We start from the raw sequence: 16,202 nt of genomic DNA on the forward strand, positions 1-16,202 counted from the left end.
CCACGCCCCATCATGCAGACAGCCTCAACGCATTACAGGAATAGCGCATGCCTGATCCGCACTCCCACTTTCATCGTCAGCCTGCCACACAGCAGCAAGCGCTGGCACTCGCGCTGGCCGCGCTGGATGCTCTGCAGACGCCCGGCGAGCAGTTGAAACAATTGATCGCCCAAGGTTTTGACCAGCTGCCCTTGCCCGGCCATGGCGCCACGCTGCAACGCTGGCAATGCCTGGCGCTGGTGGCTGGCTATGACCTGGCTCTGCTCAAGCTGTATGAAGGCCATACCGACGCACTGGCGATCCTGGCCGAGCTGCAAGGCCCCGATCATCCTGGCGCATCGTGGGGCGTGTGGTGTGCCGAACCGCCCAACGCCGCAGTGACGCTGCGCCAGACTGGCGACGCCCAGTACGTGCTGGCCGGACGCAAACAATGGTGCTCCGGCGCCGCCGCACTCAGTCACGCCCTGGTCAGCTGCCTCGATGCCAACGGCGAGCGCCGGCTGGCGGCTGTCGCCTTGCGCGGCCCTGGCGTGACGATCACCAACGAAGGCTGGCATGCGGTTGGCATGGCGGCTACTGCCAGCGTGGATGTGCTGTTTGACGACGCGCCGGCGACACCCGTCGGTGCACCAGGCGCCTATCTGAGCCGGCCGGGATTCTGGCATGGCGGCGCCGGTATCGCAGCCTGCTGGTACGGCGCGGCGCAATCGCTGGCCGATCAGTTGCACACCGGCGGGCCGGATGCCGACCCTCATCGACTCGCCCATCTCGGCGCAGTGGACATCGCCATGAGCGCAGCAGCCGCGCTCCTGCGCCAGACCGCAGCAGCGATCGACGCCGCACCACAAGCCGAGGCGGCGTTGCCCGCGCTGCGCCTGCGTCTCGCAGTGGAAGCTGCGGCCAACACTGTGCTGCATCACGTGACCAGGGCATTAGGCGCCGGACCGCTGTGCCGCAACGCGCATTTTGCCCGCATGGCGGCAGACCTGCCCGTATTCCTGCGCCAGAGCCATGCCGAACGCGATCTGGCATCGCTGGGCAGCATGCTGGCGCGCCAGGAGGCCTCGCCATGGGCGCCGTGATTGCAGAGCAGCCCCTCATCACGGGCCATGGCACGCCCGAATCAGCATGGCAGGCATGGAGCGGGCTGGCCGATCTCCCCGGCACCATCGCTGCGCAACTGGTGCCGTCCCACAGCCGCGCGGTGATCGTCGCGCCACATCCGGACGATGAAGTGCTGGCTTGCGGCGGTCTGCTGCAGCAACTTCATGCGCAAGGCAGCCATATCGTACTGTTGGCGGTCACAGATGGTGAGGCCAGCCATCCCGGCTCGCGGCGGTTCTCTGCCGGCGATCTGGCGCGGCTGCGGCCACGGGAAACCGAGGCCGCCTTGCAGGCGCTGGGCCTCAGCGACAGTACCGCCATCCGCAGCGTACGCGCCCACCTGGCGGATGGTCGCGTCAACGCCAGCATGGACCAGCTACACAATTTGCTGCTGCAACTGCTGCGCCCGGGCGATGTCGTCTTCGTTACCTGGCGCCAGGACGGGCATCCCGATCACGAAGCCTGTGGCCTGGCGACTGCGCTGGCCGCGCGCGCCTGCGGCGCCACCCTCGTCGAAACACCCGTCTGGACATGGCACTGGGCAGCGCCTGGCGACCGCCGGGTGCCGTGGCATCGGGCAAAACGGTTGTCGCTCACCGCGGAGCAGCTGGAGGGCAAGCGCCGGGCTGCCGCCTGTTTCACCACACAGCTCCATGCCGAACCGGAAGCCGGTCACGAAGCCGTCCTGCCACCGCACGTGCTGGCAAGGCTGCTGCGTCCATATGAGGTCTACTTCACATGAGCACCGCCCATTTCCAGCAGCTGTACGAACAGGCTGACGATCCGTGGCAGGTCCGTCAACGCTGGTACGAGCAGCGCAAACGCAGCCTGCTGCTTGCCAGCCTGCCCGCGCCACGCTACCGCCACATATTTGAACCCGCCTGCGGCAATGGAGAACTGACGGCAGCATTGTCCGAACGTGCCGACCGTATCACAGCCAGCGACGTATCGCCGGCAGCAGTCGCACTCACACGGCGGCGGATCACCACGGTCAACGCCAGGCAGGTAGCCACCGTCGAGGTGCAATGCCAGCATCTGCCGGGCGAGTGGCCCAGTGAGCAGTTTGATCTCATCGTCATCAGCGAGATGGCGTACTACCTTCCGCCCGCCGACCTGCCGCTATTGCTGGAACGCTGCCTGCGTACCCTGGCGCCCGGTGGTGCGGTCGTGCTGTGTCACTGGCGTCGTCCCTTTGCCGACCGCCTGCTGGACACAGACGCCATCCACGCGGCATTCAACGCCAGCCCGGCCTTGCATCGCATCGTCAACCACCAGGAAGCCGACTTCCTGCTGGATGTGTGGTCGAACAACCCGCACTCCGTGGCCCAACATGAAGGAATCTCGCCATGATAGGCATTATCATCCCCGCCCATAACGAAGAACGCTATCTCGACGCCTGCCTGCACGCGGCCCACATCGCGGCCGGGCATTCCGCGTTGTGCGGCGAACCGGTACGCATCACCGTCGCGCTGGACAGCTGCACGGACGGCTCGTTCGCCATCGTCGCGCAGCACGCCGCGCAGGAACAAGGCATCGACGGCATCTGCGTGGACGCACATAACGTCGGCATCGCGCGTGCGGCCGGCGCCCGCCATCTGCTGCAATTCGGCGCACGCTGGCTGGCCTTTACCGACGCCGATACACAGGTTTCGCCGGACTGGCTGGTGCAGCAGCTACGCCTGAACGTGGACGTGGTCTGCGGCACCGTCGCGGTGGACGACTGGTCGCCGCATCAGGACGATGCTGAACTGCTGCGCAATCACTTCCGCAACAGCTACACCGACGCCGATGGCCACCGCCACATCCACGGCGCCAATCTCGGCGTCTCAGCTGCCGCCTACCTGCGTGCGGGCGGCTTCGAACCGCTGGCCTGCAGCGAAGACGTGGCACTGGTGGAAGCGCTACAGCGCAGCGGCGCCCAATTCGCCTGGAGCGCTGCGCCGCGCGTCAACACCAGTGCGCGCCGCGATGCCAAGGCGCGCGGCGGCTTTGGCGACACCCTGATACGTTATGCAGCAACCGCACGCGCGGCAACCGCCTGACCGCACTGCCGCGCCAGTGCGCAAAAGCCGGAGAAATGTCGTACCATAGCAGCCAGGACGTAGCCAACCCGCCGGCGCCACGCATTTCTTCCTTTTGAAACAGGAGTATGTATGACGCCGCCCGTAATCACCGCCGAACCAGCAGGCGCCAATGGCCAGCGCAGTGTGGCAGTCGCCGGTCACGGTCCATGGTCGCGGCGTTTCCTTGGCTTCATCGGCCCCGGCTACCTCGTCGCAGTCGGCTATATGGACCCGGGCAACTGGGCCACGGACCTTGGCGGTGGCGCCGCTTACGGTTACACGCTGCTGTGGATTATCTGCCTGTCCAGCTGCATGGCGATGGTGCTGCAAATCCTGTCCGCGCGCCTGGGCATTGTGGCGCAAGCCGACCTGGCGCAGCTGTGCCGCCGCCACTCGTCCCGTCGCTCCGCCTTGGCACAATGGCTGCTGTGCGAGGTTGCGATCTGCGCTTGCGATCTGGCGGAAGTCATCGGCACCGCCATTGCGCTCAAGCTGCTGTTCGACATACCGCTAAGCTATGGCGTGGTATTGACCGCACTCGATGTGCTGGTCATCCTGTGGCTGCAACAGCGCGGCTTCCGTTATCTGGAGGCGTTCGTGATGGCATTGCTGGGCATCGTCTTCCTGTGCTTTGCCGTCAACCTGCTGCTGGCGCAGCCGGAGTGGCATGCCGTGGCGGCGGGCTTTATTCCGTCGGCACAGACAGTTACCGACCCCGGCATGCTGTATCTGGCGATCGGCATAATCGGCGCCACCGTCATGCCGCACAACCTCTACCTGCATTCCTCAACAGTGCAAACACGGCGCTTCAATACCAGCGAAGACGGCACGCGTAAAGCGATTTCCTTCGCTTCGGTGGACATCGTGGTGGCATTGTGCCTGGCGTTTCTGGTCAATGCCGCCATCCTGATTACTTCCGCAGCAGTATTCCATACCACCGGGCACACAGGCGTCGCTGATCTGGAACAAGCCTATCTGCTGCTTGGCCCGTTGACTGGCGCGACCCTGGCCAGCGTGCTGTTTGCGGTGGCCCTGCTGTCGGCCGGCCTGAGTTCTTCAGTCACCGCAACCCTGGCTGGCCAGATCGTGATGGAAGGTTTCGTACAGCTAAAGCTGGCGCCATGGGCGCGACGTCTGCTAACGCGTGCGGTCGCCATTGTGCCAGCGCTGCTGGTTACCAGCGTGTATGGCGACCGCGGCGTCACCAGCCTGCTGATTTTCAGCCAGGTGGTACTCAGCCTGCAGCTGCCCTTCGCCATGTGGCCATTGATACGCTACACCAGCTCTCGCGCCATCATGGGCCGCTTTGCCACGCCGCGTCCCGTGGCTTGGCTTGCGTGGGGCATGATGAGCCTCATCGTCAGCCTGAATCTGGTCCTGATCTGGAAAACCCTGGCCGACTGAAAATTTAATGCAACCATGTTGCGTTAACAACCAAGCCGGTCTATTATGCAAGTCTCTTGCATTAACACCACTTCACTCCAGACCATGAAAACCATAATGCGGCCATTGGCCGTGGCGATCCCGCTCGCCCTGACGATTCACTACGCGCAGGCGGAAGACGACGCCACACTACAGACAATTACCATCAACAGCACCCGCAGCACGCTCGATCCGGACCTGCCCAGCACCAGCATCACAAAAACACAGGAAGAGCTGCGCCAGCAGCAGAATATCTTCAACCCCGAGGATGCGCTGCGCAATCTGCCCAGCATGACGATCCGCAAGCGCTACAGCGGCGACCGTAATGCGCTGGTCGGCGGCCGCAGCTTCTCGACCACCCAGGCGCCGCGCGCGCTGGTGTACATGGATGGCTACCTGCTGTCCAACTTCCTGGGCCGCTTTGATGCGCCGCGCTGGAACATGATCGCGCCGGAAGAAATGACACGCGTCGAGGTGCTGTATGGTCCCTACTCCGCGCTTTATCCCGGTAACGCCATCGGCACCAGCATTGCCGTCACCACCAGCCGACCGACCGCGTTTTCTGGCGCGGTTCGCATTGCCGGCCAGGACCAGAGCTACGACCAGTACGGCGTCTCCGACCACTTCCGCAACTACCAGGCTTCCGCGCTGCTGGCGGATAAACTGCCATCGGGACTTTGGTACAAGCTGATGGTGAATCACCAGGACGCCACCAGCCAGCCGATGGGCTACTACGCCGCCACGCCAGTCACCGGCGGCGGTGCAGCGACGCCAGTCACCGGCATCGCTTACGACACCGGGCCATTCGGGACACGCCGCGCCATCATGGGCGCCAATACTGGCGCCATCGATCACACGATCCAGAACACGGCCAAAGTCACGCTCGGCTACGATTTCAGCCCCACCATCAGCACCGAAGCCATGCTGGCGTGGTGGAGCAACGACAGCACCACACGCAATCAAACCTTCCTGCGCGATGCCGCCGGCAACGCCGTCTGGTCTGGCCGCGTTACCGATGGCATCAATGTGTTCAACATTCCCACTTCGGCATTTGCACCATACACGCGCGAAGAGCGCCACGCCCTGCTGGGATTCAGCGCAAAGACGCGTAACAAGGCGGGATGGAACGCCAGCGTCACCGTCAGCGCCTACCGCATCCTTGACGATGTACAGCGCAATGCCACGGTGGCCGATCCGCTTGCGGCCAGCGGTGGCGCAGGCAGTGCTGTGGTACGCGACGGCAGCGGCTTCCAGTCGCTGGACGCCAGCACCAGCAATGCCGCAGGCGATCACGCACTGACCTTTGGCCTGCACGCAGATACCTATCAACTCAAACAGTCGACGCGCGCCACAGCCGACTGGCGCAACGCCAATGGCACAGAGACGCAGTACGTGGGCGGAGAAACGCGCATCCTGGCGCTGTACGGACAGGATGCGTGGCATTTCACGCAGCAATGGCACCTGGTCATGGGCCTGCGGGCGGAATCCTGGCAAGCCAGCAGCGGCACGCAGCGCGTAGTTCCAGGCGCCAGCGTGGACTACCCACGCCGCAACGACCATGCGTGGTCGCCAAAGCTGTCACTGGCCTGGGATATGGATGCGCAAACCACGCTGCGCATGTCAGCTGGACGCGGCACGCGCTTTGCAACGGTGGCGGAACTGTTCCAGGGAACGGCGGCAGGCAGCAGCATCACCGTCAATGATCCCGACCTGAAACCGGAACGGTCAACCGCGCTTGAGCTAAGTGCCGAGCAGCGCTATGCATTGGGCAGTCTGCGCGCCTCGCTGTTCCAGGACGACGTGCGCGATACCATCTGGAGCCAGCTCAATCTAAACGTCTTCCCCAATGTGACCAATGTGCAGAACGTCGGGCGCGTGCGTACGCGTGGACTGGAGCTGGTGGGCCAGATCGATCGCCTGGGTATTCCTGGCCTGAGCGCGGAAGCGAATATCGCCTTCAGCAAATCCACCATCCTTGAAAACGCCAACTATCTGCCGTCAGTCGGCAAGAACTGGTCGCGCGTGCCACGGGTGCGCTCCGCCAGCACCCTGATATACGCACCATCCGACCGTTGGAGCCTGGCGGCCAGCTACCGTTATTCGGGGCCGCAATTCAACGAAATCAACAATACCGACTACAACACCGATGTCTATGGCGGCGTCTCGCGTGTGAGCCAACTGGATGTGCGCCTGCTGCTCAAGCCTGTCAAGGGCACCGAAGTGTCGCTGGGTGTCGATAACCTGAATAACAACAAGGCATATCAGCTACACCCCTATCCGGGCCGTACGCTATTTGCCGAAGTGCGTTACGCCTTTTAAGGAGCCCGCATGATACGCATACAAAAACTGGTGAAGCGCTACGACAACCGCACGGTGCTGCATGGGCTGGATCTGCACGTCCACGACGGAGAGGTCTATGCCCTGCTTGGACCGAATGGCGCCGGCAAGTCGACCACCATCGGCTGCCTGCTGGGTTTCGTCCAGGCTGACGACGGCGTCATACAGCTGGCGGGGTCCGGCCTGCCCCCGGCACAGGCAGCAGTCGAACATGCAGCCTACATCGCCGAAAACGTCGCGCTGTATGAACGCCTGACTGGCGTGGAAAACGTCGAGTTCTTCATGCGCCTGCTGGGGCGCACGCCGCGCCGTGCGGAGATTGAGGCGTTGCTGGAGCGGGCCGGCCTTCCCGAACATGCGTGGCACCGCATGGCACAAGGCTATTCCAAAGGCATGCGGCAGAAAGTCGGCATCGTGATGGCGCTGGCCAAAGGCGCCAGGGTACTGGTGCTGGACGAGCCAACCTCCGGGCTGGACCCCGAGGCCAGCGTGGCCTTTGGTGAACTGGTACGCACGCTGGCCGACGATGGCGCGGCGGTTCTGATGGCAACCCACGATCTATTCCGCGCGCAGGAGCTGGCCGATCGCTGCGGCATGCTGGTAGGTGGCCAACTGGCTGGGGAATGGAAACTGGGAGACTTGAATGCAGGCGAACTTGAACGCAACTACCTTGACATCCTCGCCCGACGCGTCTGACCGCCGCCGCGGCATGGCGCACTGGCTGCTGGCTTTTGGCGCCGCCTGGCTTGCGGACTGGCGCGAACGGCGGCGTGACTGGCGCGTGTGGCTGGTGATCGGCATAGGCCTGGCGCTGGCGGCTGGCGCGGCCGCGCTGTCCTCGCTGGAATTACAGTCTGCGCTCGATGCGCGCAGCAGTGCGCAGGCAGCGGAACAGCAGCGCTGGTCCCAGCAAGGCAAAAAATACCCGCACGCTGCGGCGCACTACGGCGTCTACGTATTCAAGCCCCTGTCGGCATTATCCGCATTGGACCCGGGCATAGAACACTATGTAGGCTCCAGCGTCTGGCTGGAGGCGCACAAGCAGAATGAGCTGGTGTACCGTCCCGCCAACGATGAACCGGGTGTCAATCGCCAGTTTCGCCTGAATCCGGCCCTGGTGCTGCAAGTGCTGGCGCCCATGGCGATGATTTTCCTCGGCTTTGGCATGTTTGCCGGGGAACGTGAACGGGGCACGCTAGCGGCCTTGCGCATCAATGCCGCGCCGCTCGGCGCCATCGCGATGGCACGCGGCTCTGTGCTGTTCTGCATGGCCATGGCGCTGGTGATTCCTGCCAGCGTTGCCGTCGGCGCCGTGGAGTGGCAGATGCATGGCCGCAGCCCATTCAGTGACGGGCCATTGCGTGCATTGCTGTTCGCATTGGGCTACCTGCTTTACCTGGCAACGTGGGCGGCGCTGATTGCTGGTGTCTCCGCCTGGACGCGCACCTTGCGTTCTGCGCTGGCGGTATTGATAGCGCTGTGGGCCGTCACCGCGCTGGTAGTGCCGCGCGCCGCCGCAGAACTGGCGCAGCTGGCGGTGCCGCTGCCCTCCATGCAGGCATTCCGTGCATCGCTGGACAATGCATTGGGCATGCCGGACGATCCGGAGCAGGCACGCCGCGACAAGCTGCAGCTGCTGCGTAAATATGGTGTAAAAGACGCCAGGGACTTGCCGGTGAATTGGGCCGGCATCAGCCTGCAACGCGGCGAGGAGCATGGCGACCGCATTTTTGACCAGCACTATGGCCAGCTGTTTGACGCCATGCGGCGCCAGAGCGAGGCTGCATCGCTGGCCGGCTGGATATCGCCGTCCGCTGCGGTAGCCGGCTTGTCTGGCATGGCAGCCGGTAGCGATACGCAGCACCATATCCAGTTCGTCAACGGCGCGGAACAGCAGCGCCGCACCATACAGCTGGTACTGAATGAGGCGATTACCGCACACCCTGAGCAAAACGGCGCCCGCTACGACGGCGACCAGGCGCTATGGGATCGTGTGCCGCCGTTCCGCTTTACCTATCAGCCCTTGGATCTCGCCGCCCTGCTGCAACGCCATTTGCTGCCGCTGGTCGTCCTGTTTTCCGGCAGCTTGCTGCTGTGCGCGGCCGGTCTGCGTCGTCTTCGTTATGGAAATCTACGATGAAACAACTGTTTACACTGATCGTCTACGATCTGCGCAGCCAGCTGCGCGAACGCGGCACGCTGATGCTGTTAGTGGCAGCGCTGCTGCTGGCCATATTTGGCCTGTACGAGGGCAATCGCTTTGAGCGCCAGAACCGCAGTGCCGTGAATGCCGCTGCGATGCAGGAGTCGCAGGCCCGGAATGACGCCAAGTCACTGGCGCAACGCTATTTTGCGCATCCCGATGCTGCGGAGTTCAGCGGCCTTCAATGGTTCCGCAGCCCCATCGATATCCGTGGCTATGTCTTCCGCGAGCATGTAGGCTTTGCCGCCAAGCCGCAGATGGCGGGTGCGGCGCTGGCGGTCGGCCAGGCCGACCTGCTTCCCGCCTACGTGCGGGTACGGGCGGAATCGATGGAGTCCGCGCGCACCGCACTGGAAATCGAACATCCCGCCTTGCTTGCCGTGGGACGTTTCGATCTGATGTTCTTTGTCGTCTATCTCTGGCCGCTGATACTGCTGTCCTTGACCACATCGGTACTGACGCAAGACCGGGAAAGCCTGCGGCTGCGCGCCTTGCAGTTGCAGGGCGTGCGTATCGGGCGCATGCTGGTCGCGCAGACGGCCGCACGCACACTCGCGGCAAGCGCGCTCCTGATGCTGACGTGTTGCGCGCTTGCGCTGGCGTCGGGCGCGGTTCCCGCCAACCCTGACGGTTACACGGCGCTGGCGCGGTGGAGCGGTGTCGTGACCTTGTATTCGCTGTTCTGGGCCGCCGTGGCAGTGGTGGTCTGCGCGACCTGCGGCAACCGCATGACGGCGGCTTTCGCCGGCTTCGGCGCCTGGCTGGTCCTTGCCATCCTGCTGCCTGGCGCCCTGACAGCCGCGGTGCAGGCAGCGGCGCCGGTGCCACAGCGCGAACGCTATGTGCAGGCGTTGCGCGATGCGGGCGACGCGGTGGCATCGAATAAACTGGTCAGTCTGGCGCGCTTCTACGACAGCCACCCGGAGTGGAAACCGGCGGCTTCGCTGGACAAGGTATCCTCCAGCGTCTCCCGGCTTCAAAGGGCGCAGGAGCTGGAACGCGTGATGGCGGAAGTGGATCGCCGCTTCGCGCAGGCTGGCGAAAACCGTCAGCGACTGTTTGAACGCCTGCAGGGATTCAGCCCTGTCACCCTGGCATATCAGTCCTTGTCGGCGCTGGCCGGGAACGGCCATGAACGTCACCAGCACTTTCTGGCGGAGGTCGAGCAGCATCAACGCACGCTGCGCGACTACTTCCAGCGCGTGATCCAGCTGTCCGCATTGGGCGATGAACGCCAGCCATGTCCGGCGACCTGCCTCGGTGGCTACGGCTTCCGCGACTTCGATCAGGTGCCCGTATTTACGCCTTCTGCGGCCATGTCAACGGTATCGGGCTGGCAAACGGCGCTGGCGCGGCTGCCGTTGTGGATCACCGCCTTGCTGGGCATCGCGGCACTGATCCTGTCCCGGCGTCCGGCGAAATAAGGCCTACTACAATTTATCCGGGGAAATTTGATCCAGATCATAAAAATTATCGATGCGCTTTGATAGCCTGACATTGGCAATCACAAGGAGCTCATCATGACATACAAAAATATCCTGCTTCACGCCGACCTGTCGCCTCACGCTGCGTCCCGCTACGAGCTGGCCTGCCAGGTCGCACTCAGTCACGAAGCGCATCTGGTCGGCGCCGCGTTCACCGGCCTGACCATGGAATGCTACCGTAACGCCGCTTTCGGTTACGGTGGCATGCTGGCCCCGACCGACATCGACGCCGTCACCGGCAACAGCGCACAGGCGCTGGACCGCTTTGTGGTCCAGGCCAAGGCCGCAGGCGTCAGTTTCGAGCGCCGCATCAGCGACGACGATTCCGAAACCGGCCTGGTACTGCAGTCGCGCTACGCCGATCTGCTGGTGCTGAGCCAGAGCGATCCCGAACTGACCGGGCCTGACTGGCTGCGCAAGCTGCCGGAACACCTGACGCTGCACAGTGGCCGCCCGGTCCTGCTGGTGCCATACGCCGGCCGCTATACCCATATCGACCGTCACGCACTGGTCGCCTGGGATGGCAGCCGCGCCGCCACGCGCGCCGTGACCGACGCCCTGCCGCTACTGCGCCGCAGCCAGCACGTTACGCTGGCCGTGTTCAACGCGCAGACGCAGTACGGCGTACACGGCGAACAGCCTGGCGCCGACATCGCCCTGTACCTGGCACGCCATGGCGTCCGGGTGGAAGTCACGCAGCAGCACACGCCCGCCGGCCTGGATATCGGCAATGCGCTGCTGTCGCTGTCGGCCGATCTGGGGGCGGACCTGCTGGTCATGGGCGCTTACGGCCATCAACGCTGGCGCGAAATCGTCCTTGGCGGCGTCACCCGCCGCGTGCTGCAGTCGATGACGCTGCCAGTCCTGATGGCGCACTAAGCGGGGTTGCATGCGCGTCGATAATTACCGTAGCAACTGCGAGCGCTGCATCCATTTGCATCTTTGCCGGGACACCGCGGCGGACGACCAGATCGCTGGCCATCGCATGCGGGTCCGTCGCCACGACGCGCTATACCGCGCGGGCGACGCTCCCGGCAACCGCATTTATTGCATACGCTCGGGAAGTTTTAAATTGGTGCTGGAACGCCCCGGCCATGAAGAACAGGTCATCGGCTTCGCCATGGCGCCGGAATTTCTGGGTTTGAATACACTGGGCGCCGCTGGCCATAGCACCAGCGCCATCGCTCTCGAGGACAGCGAAGTTTGTTGCATCGATTGGGACCGCCAGGCCTTTCGTGGCCGCAGCCAGCCCATGCAGCGCGCCGGTCTGCATGCCTTGCTGGCGGCGGAAATCCGCCGCGCGCAGCAGGACGCGCTACTGCTGCACCACACCCATTCGCGTCAGCGCATGGCCGACCTGGTGCTGCATCTGTCGCAGGTCTACCGCAATAACGGCTATTCGGCATCGCGTTTCCGGCTGCCGATGTCACGCTGCGATATCGCCAGCTACATCGGCGTCAGCGCCGAGTGTGTGAGCCGGCTGATAGACCAGTTCCGTCGTCAGGGCGTAATGCAGGTTCACCGGCGCGACCTGACCTTACTTGATCCGGCAGCGCTGGAGCGCACTGCCGCTGGCACGGAGGGCTGATCATGGCGAGCAAACTGAAACTGGTGGTATCCAATGACCGCGTCAGCCCGTGTTATGGCTGCCCGCTGTCCGGCCTGTGCCGGGATGATGCACCGCCCGCCGCCGCCGTGCCGCACACCTGCCTGGAACAGCGTTGCGTGCACCTGCACAGCGGCGAACACCTGTTCCGCGTTTCCGATGAAGTGGACCAGCAGCTGCACGTGATCCGCAGCGGCGACATCAAGCTGTATCAGCATGGCCGCGATGGCGGCCAGCACATCATCGAATTCCTGGGCAGCGGCGCGTGGGTAGGACTGGAATCGCTCAACCAGCAGCACCGCCACGCAGGCGCGGTGGCACTGACCGATTGCGAAGTGACCATCGTGCCCTACGCGCAGGTGCTGTCTTTGCTGGACCGCCAGCCGCGCAGCGCCGAAGCGTTTGGCCAGATGTTGAGCGGCACCATCGCACGTCACCAGCAGCATGCGGCCATGTTGCGCAGCACCTCGGCGGTGCAGCGGGTCGCGCAGTTTCTGCTGCAAAGGCTGGAACAGGCCTCGCTGCCGATGTCGCGCCAGGACATCGCGGACTACCTGGGCCTGACCTCCTCCACGGTGAGCCGCTGTCTGAGCGCCATGCGGCGGCGCGGCTGGCTGACGATGGGCCAGCGCGCCTATCACTTGCCGGGCCGGCTCCAGGTCGAGAAAGTAGCGGCGGGTACGCCGCTAATGCTGGAAGACTAGTTCACTGCCGTGGCAGCGCCACGGCGGCGGCGGGCGATGCGCGCGGCAGGCACGCTTTTTCTGCCGATCCGCTTTCGGCGCGGCCGGCCATCTGCAAGGCGATGGCCAGCGCCGTATCCGCCGTCGCCAGATGCATCTGGAACCATGGCAGTATCAGCATTGCCACCTTGCGGCCGGCATCGATATCGCCGGGCGGCAGTCCATGCAAGGTGGCCAGCACGCGCGCATGCTGTTCGCGATGGCTGCGCGTGGCGGGATAGTCAATCGCGTCCATGAGCTGCTCCTCCACCCGGAAGTCCACTTCCAGGCACTCCACCAGCGCCGCCAGATGCGTTTCGAACTCCTCGTCGGGACCATGCAGCAGCGTCTGGATCTGCTCCGCCAGCGCCGCATGCGCTTCGTCAAAGAGCGGGATACCAAGCACCATGTCGGGGCTCAAAGCGGTCGTTTCCATGATTCCTCCTGTTATCCTGTTAGCGGCTTGTACTATGCCAATCGGCCCAGCGCAAATCCATGATCCAGGTCAAGGCGTCGCAGATTTTCGACGCATGGCGTATAGTGTGGTCTGCCAGTCACTGCCCAGAAGAACGTCATGGATCTGCACTATCTGACCCCACTGTTTTCACCGAAATCCATCGTGGTATTTGCCGGCCCGCCGGATCAGCCGGAGCGCCAGAACGTTTATGGCCGCAGCGTCTGCGCCCAGTTGCGCGACAGCGGTTATCAAGGCGTCATCACCTTCCTGGATGTCAGCATGACCGGCACGCTGGCCGACCTGGTACAGTCGCGCGCCGACCTGGCGCTCATCGCGCTGCCGCATGAGGAACTGGCTTTTGCCCTGGAAGTGGCTGGACGCATCCAGTGCAAGTCGGCGCTGATTATTTCGTCGGGCGTACCGACGGCGCAGGCGGCCGAGCTGCATGCCATCGCCCGCAAGCACGATATGTATTTGCTTGGGCCGAATAGCCTCGGTTTCCAGCGTCCGCGCCTGCACCTGAATGCGGGCGTCGCGGGCAAGCTGGCGCAAAGCGGCAGCCTGGCGCTGATCTCGCAATCCGGCGCGCTGACGTCGGCGATCCTGGACTGGGCCGGCACCAACGCTGTCGGCCTGTCGGCAGTCGTATCGCTCGGTCCCAACACGGCGGTCGATCTGGCGCAGACACTTGATTTCCTGGCCACCGACCCGGCCACCGAAAGCATTGTCATCTACATGGAAGGCATTACCGACGCACGCCGCTTCCTGTCGGCGCTGCGCAGCACGGCCAACACCAAGCCAGTGGTCATCATCAAGTCCGGCAATGCCGCCGCCGCGTCGCGCGCCGCCGCCACCCACTCCGGCATGATGATCGGCAGCGATGAAGTATTTGATGCGGCGCTGCGCCGCACTGGCGCGGTGCGCGTGAACACCTTCGTGCAGCTGTTCTCCGCCGCCAAATGCCTGGCTTCGCGCTATCGCCCGGTCGGCCCGCGCCTGGCTGTCATCAGCAACGGCGGCGGCCCTGGCGTGCTGGCGGCCGACTGGCTGCATCAACTGGGACTGCAGCTGGGCGAGCCCGGCGAAGAAGCCGCCGCAGCGCTGGCGCCGGAACTGCCGCCCTACGCTACCTTGACCGACCTGCTGGACCTGTCGGAGGAAGCGGGAGCGCAGCACTACGCGGCCGCAATCCGCTCGTGCGCCCAGAATCCGAACATCGACGGCCTGCTGGTCATCTATTCGCCCAAGCTGGACGGCGACCCGCTGGCCGTCGCACGCGGCGTGGCCGAAGCAGGCCGCGGCTTGAACAAGCCGCTACTGACCTGCTGGATGGGCGATGAACTCGTCACGTCCGCGCGCCAGCTGATCGCGCAGTCCGGTCTGGCCAGCTTCCGCACGCCGGAAGCGGCGGTCGATGGTTTCGGCAATATCGCCGCGTTCTATCAGAATCAGCAGCTCTTGCAGCAAACGCCGCCGCCCCTGTCGCAACTGGCCAAGCCAGACCTGGACGGTGCGCGCCGCCTGGTGGAAAGTGTACTGGCTGAACGCCGCAGCGTGCTGACCGAGATGGAATCCAAGGCATTGCTGGCAGCCTTCCACATCCCGATCACGCCCACCATGCCGGCCCGTAGCGCCGCTGAAGCGCAACTGATCGCCGCCCAGCTGGGCTACCCGGTTGCGCTGAAAATCGATTCGCCCGACATCAGCCACAAGTCCGAAGTACAAGGCGTGGTGCTGGACCTGGCGGATGCCGCCGCATTGGGCGCGGCTTATCACGACATGCTGGCCAACGTCCATCGCCTGCAGCCGGCCGCCCGCATCAACGGCGTGACGGTTCAACGCATGGCAGGCAAGCGCGATGGCCGCGAGCTGTATATTGGCGTCGCCAGCGATCCGCTGTTCGGCCCCGTGATCGGCTTTGGCGCCGGCGGCACCATGGTGGAGCTGCTCAACGACCGCGCAGTGGAACTGCCGCCGCTGAACCAGTTCCTGGCCCAGCGCCTGATCTCACGCGCCCGCGTCGCCACCACACTGGACGAATGGCGCGGCGCGCCGGCGGTGGATGTGCAGGCGATTGAACACATCCTGCTGCGCGTCTCGGAAATGGTGTGCGAACTGCCGCAACTGCGCGAGCTGGACATCAACCCGCTCATCGTCGACCAGCGCGGCGTGCTGGCGGTGGACGCACGCGTGGTGGTCGGCGCTGCGCCGCCTTCCGCCCAGCGCTACGACCAGCTGGCCATCATGCCTTACCCGGCCAGCTACGCCAGCATGTGGCCCATGCGCGGCGGTGGCGAATACACGCTGCGTCCAGTGCAGCCCACCGATGCCGAAATGCTGCAAGCGCTGGTACGCGGCCTGTCGGAGCAGTCGCGCTACAACCGCTTTGCATCCTCGCTGCGCGAGTTGTCGGCGCAGATGCTGGCGCGTTACTCGCTCATCGATTATGACCGCGAAATGGCGCTGGTCGCCGTGCTGACCACCCGCACTGCCGATGATGACGGCAGTTTCACGGAAACCGAAAGCATCATCGGCGTATCGCGCTACATCGCCAACCCTGACCGCAGCAGCTGCGAATTCTCGCTGCTGGTTGACGACAGGTTCTCGGGCCAGGGCCTGGGTACGCGCCTGATGCTGGAGATTATGAACGTCGCGCGCGACCGCGGCCTGACGGAGATCGTCGGCCTCGTGCTGCGCAAAAATCGTGGCATGCTGAAGCTCATGGCCAGCCTAGAGTTCGAGATCCGTCCTTACGAGGACGATCCCGAATTCCAGATGTGCAGCAAGGCGCTGTAATTCCGCCT

14 protein-coding genes are annotated in these 16,202 nt (G+C 64.3%); 13 read left to right on the forward strand and 1 reads right to left on the reverse strand.

Features of this window, described 5'->3' with window-relative positions; genetic code table 11:
* Positions 1–47: 47 nt before the first annotated feature.
* From BUA36_RS06175 to BUA36_RS06230, 12 genes are all read left to right on the forward strand, one after another.
* Entirely contained in the window at positions 48–1,082 is a 1,035-nt protein-coding gene (locus BUA36_RS06175) for an acyl-CoA dehydrogenase family protein (RefSeq protein WP_208861857.1), read from the forward strand.
* Positions 1,070–1,846: a PIG-L deacetylase family protein gene (locus tag BUA36_RS06180; protein ID WP_072782373.1), complete on the forward strand. Its 777-nt coding sequence runs from the start codon at positions 1,070–1,072 to the stop codon at positions 1,844–1,846. Before BUA36_RS06175 ends, BUA36_RS06180 begins: the two co-directional genes overlap by 13 nt.
* A complete protein-coding gene (locus tag BUA36_RS06185; protein ID WP_072782376.1) occupies positions 1,843–2,454 on the forward strand; it encodes a class I SAM-dependent methyltransferase in 612 nt (203 codons plus the stop codon). Before BUA36_RS06180 ends, BUA36_RS06185 begins: the two co-directional genes overlap by 4 nt.
* Entirely contained in the window at positions 2,451–3,146 is a 696-nt protein-coding gene (locus tag BUA36_RS06190) for a glycosyltransferase family 2 protein (protein WP_072782379.1), read from the forward strand. Before BUA36_RS06185 ends, BUA36_RS06190 begins: the two co-directional genes overlap by 4 nt.
* Positions 3,147–3,257: 111 nt before the next feature.
* The gene (locus tag BUA36_RS06195) at positions 3,258–4,571 is read left to right on the forward strand and encodes an Nramp family divalent metal transporter (RefSeq protein ID WP_072782383.1); all 1,314 of its coding nucleotides are present in this window, start codon (positions 3,258–3,260) and stop codon (positions 4,569–4,571) included.
* Positions 4,572–4,655: 84 nt separating this feature from the next.
* On the forward strand, positions 4,656–6,908 hold the full coding sequence (locus BUA36_RS06200; RefSeq protein WP_167544260.1) for a TonB-dependent receptor: 2,253 nt from the start codon (positions 4,656–4,658) through the stop codon (positions 6,906–6,908).
* A gap of 9 nt (positions 6,909–6,917) precedes the next feature.
* Positions 6,918–7,622 carry an ABC transporter ATP-binding protein gene (locus tag BUA36_RS06205; RefSeq protein ID WP_072782389.1) on the forward strand — a complete coding sequence of 235 codons (705 nt, stop codon included), beginning with the start codon at positions 6,918–6,920 and terminating at the stop codon, positions 7,620–7,622.
* Positions 7,582–9,066, forward strand: a complete 1,485-nt coding sequence (locus tag BUA36_RS06210) for a DUF3526 domain-containing protein (RefSeq protein ID WP_167544261.1) — start codon at positions 7,582–7,584, stop codon at positions 9,064–9,066. The genes BUA36_RS06205 and BUA36_RS06210 overlap by 41 nt, the downstream gene beginning before the upstream one ends.
* Complete coding sequence (locus BUA36_RS06215; RefSeq protein ID WP_072782395.1) at positions 9,063–10,553, forward strand: DUF3526 domain-containing protein; 1,491 nt, start codon at positions 9,063–9,065, stop codon at positions 10,551–10,553. The genes BUA36_RS06210 and BUA36_RS06215 overlap by 4 nt, the downstream gene beginning before the upstream one ends.
* 96 nt (positions 10,554–10,649) lie before the next feature.
* On the forward strand, positions 10,650–11,492 hold the full coding sequence (locus BUA36_RS06220) for a universal stress protein (RefSeq protein WP_072782397.1): 843 nt from the start codon (positions 10,650–10,652) through the stop codon (positions 11,490–11,492).
* Positions 11,493–11,502: 10 nt separating this feature from the next.
* Positions 11,503–12,201, forward strand: a complete 699-nt coding sequence (locus tag BUA36_RS06225; RefSeq protein ID WP_072782400.1) for a Crp/Fnr family transcriptional regulator — start codon at positions 11,503–11,505, stop codon at positions 12,199–12,201.
* 2 nt (positions 12,202–12,203) lie between these two features.
* On the forward strand, positions 12,204–12,923 hold the full coding sequence (locus BUA36_RS06230; RefSeq protein ID WP_084560022.1) for a Crp/Fnr family transcriptional regulator: 720 nt from the start codon (positions 12,204–12,206) through the stop codon (positions 12,921–12,923).
* Between the two features lies 1 nt (position 12,924).
* Here the strand turns inward: BUA36_RS06230 and BUA36_RS06235 are convergent, their stop codons facing one another.
* Positions 12,925–13,377 carry a bacteriohemerythrin gene (locus BUA36_RS06235; RefSeq protein ID WP_208861858.1) on the reverse strand — a complete coding sequence of 151 codons (453 nt, stop codon included), beginning with the start codon at positions 13,375–13,377 and terminating at the stop codon, positions 12,925–12,927.
* A gap of 138 nt (positions 13,378–13,515) precedes the next feature.
* On the opposite strand from BUA36_RS06235, the gene BUA36_RS06240 reads away from it, so the two are divergent.
* Complete coding sequence (locus tag BUA36_RS06240) at positions 13,516–16,194, forward strand: bifunctional acetate--CoA ligase family protein/GNAT family N-acetyltransferase (protein WP_072782403.1); 2,679 nt, start codon at positions 13,516–13,518, stop codon at positions 16,192–16,194.
* The last annotated feature ends 8 nt before the right edge of the window (positions 16,195–16,202 follow it).

The sequence above is a fragment of the Duganella sacchari genome (assembly GCF_900143065.1).
Classification (GTDB): Bacteria; Pseudomonadota; Gammaproteobacteria; order Burkholderiales; family Burkholderiaceae_D; genus Rugamonas; species Rugamonas sacchari.

Excerpts from the sequence above, each read along its gene's own strand:
- BUA36_RS06175 (WP_208861857.1), top strand. The coding sequence starts at position 48 with ATGCCTGATCCGCACTCCCACTTTCATCGTCAGCCTGCCACACAGCAG.
- BUA36_RS06180 (WP_072782373.1), top strand. The coding sequence starts at position 1,070 with ATGGGCGCCGTGATTGCAGAGCAGCCCCTCATCACGGGCCATGGCACG.
- BUA36_RS06185 (WP_072782376.1), top strand. The coding sequence starts at position 1,843 with ATGAGCACCGCCCATTTCCAGCAGCTGTACGAACAGGCTGACGATCCG.
- BUA36_RS06190 (WP_072782379.1), top strand. The coding sequence starts at position 2,451 with ATGATAGGCATTATCATCCCCGCCCATAACGAAGAACGCTATCTCGAC.
- BUA36_RS06195 (WP_072782383.1), top strand. The coding sequence starts at position 3,258 with ATGACGCCGCCCGTAATCACCGCCGAACCAGCAGGCGCCAATGGCCAG.
- BUA36_RS06200 (WP_167544260.1), top strand. The coding sequence starts at position 4,656 with ATGAAAACCATAATGCGGCCATTGGCCGTGGCGATCCCGCTCGCCCTG.
- BUA36_RS06205 (WP_072782389.1), top strand. The coding sequence starts at position 6,918 with ATGATACGCATACAAAAACTGGTGAAGCGCTACGACAACCGCACGGTG.
- BUA36_RS06215 (WP_072782395.1), top strand. The coding sequence starts at position 9,063 with ATGAAACAACTGTTTACACTGATCGTCTACGATCTGCGCAGCCAGCTG.
- BUA36_RS06220 (WP_072782397.1), top strand. The coding sequence starts at position 10,650 with ATGACATACAAAAATATCCTGCTTCACGCCGACCTGTCGCCTCACGCT.
- BUA36_RS06225 (WP_072782400.1), top strand. The coding sequence starts at position 11,503 with ATGCGCGTCGATAATTACCGTAGCAACTGCGAGCGCTGCATCCATTTG.
- BUA36_RS06230 (WP_084560022.1), top strand. The coding sequence starts at position 12,204 with ATGGCGAGCAAACTGAAACTGGTGGTATCCAATGACCGCGTCAGCCCG.
- BUA36_RS06235 (WP_208861858.1), bottom strand. The coding sequence starts at position 13,377 with ATGGAAACGACCGCTTTGAGCCCCGACATGGTGCTTGGTATCCCGCTC.
- BUA36_RS06240 (WP_072782403.1), top strand. The coding sequence starts at position 13,516 with ATGGATCTGCACTATCTGACCCCACTGTTTTCACCGAAATCCATCGTG.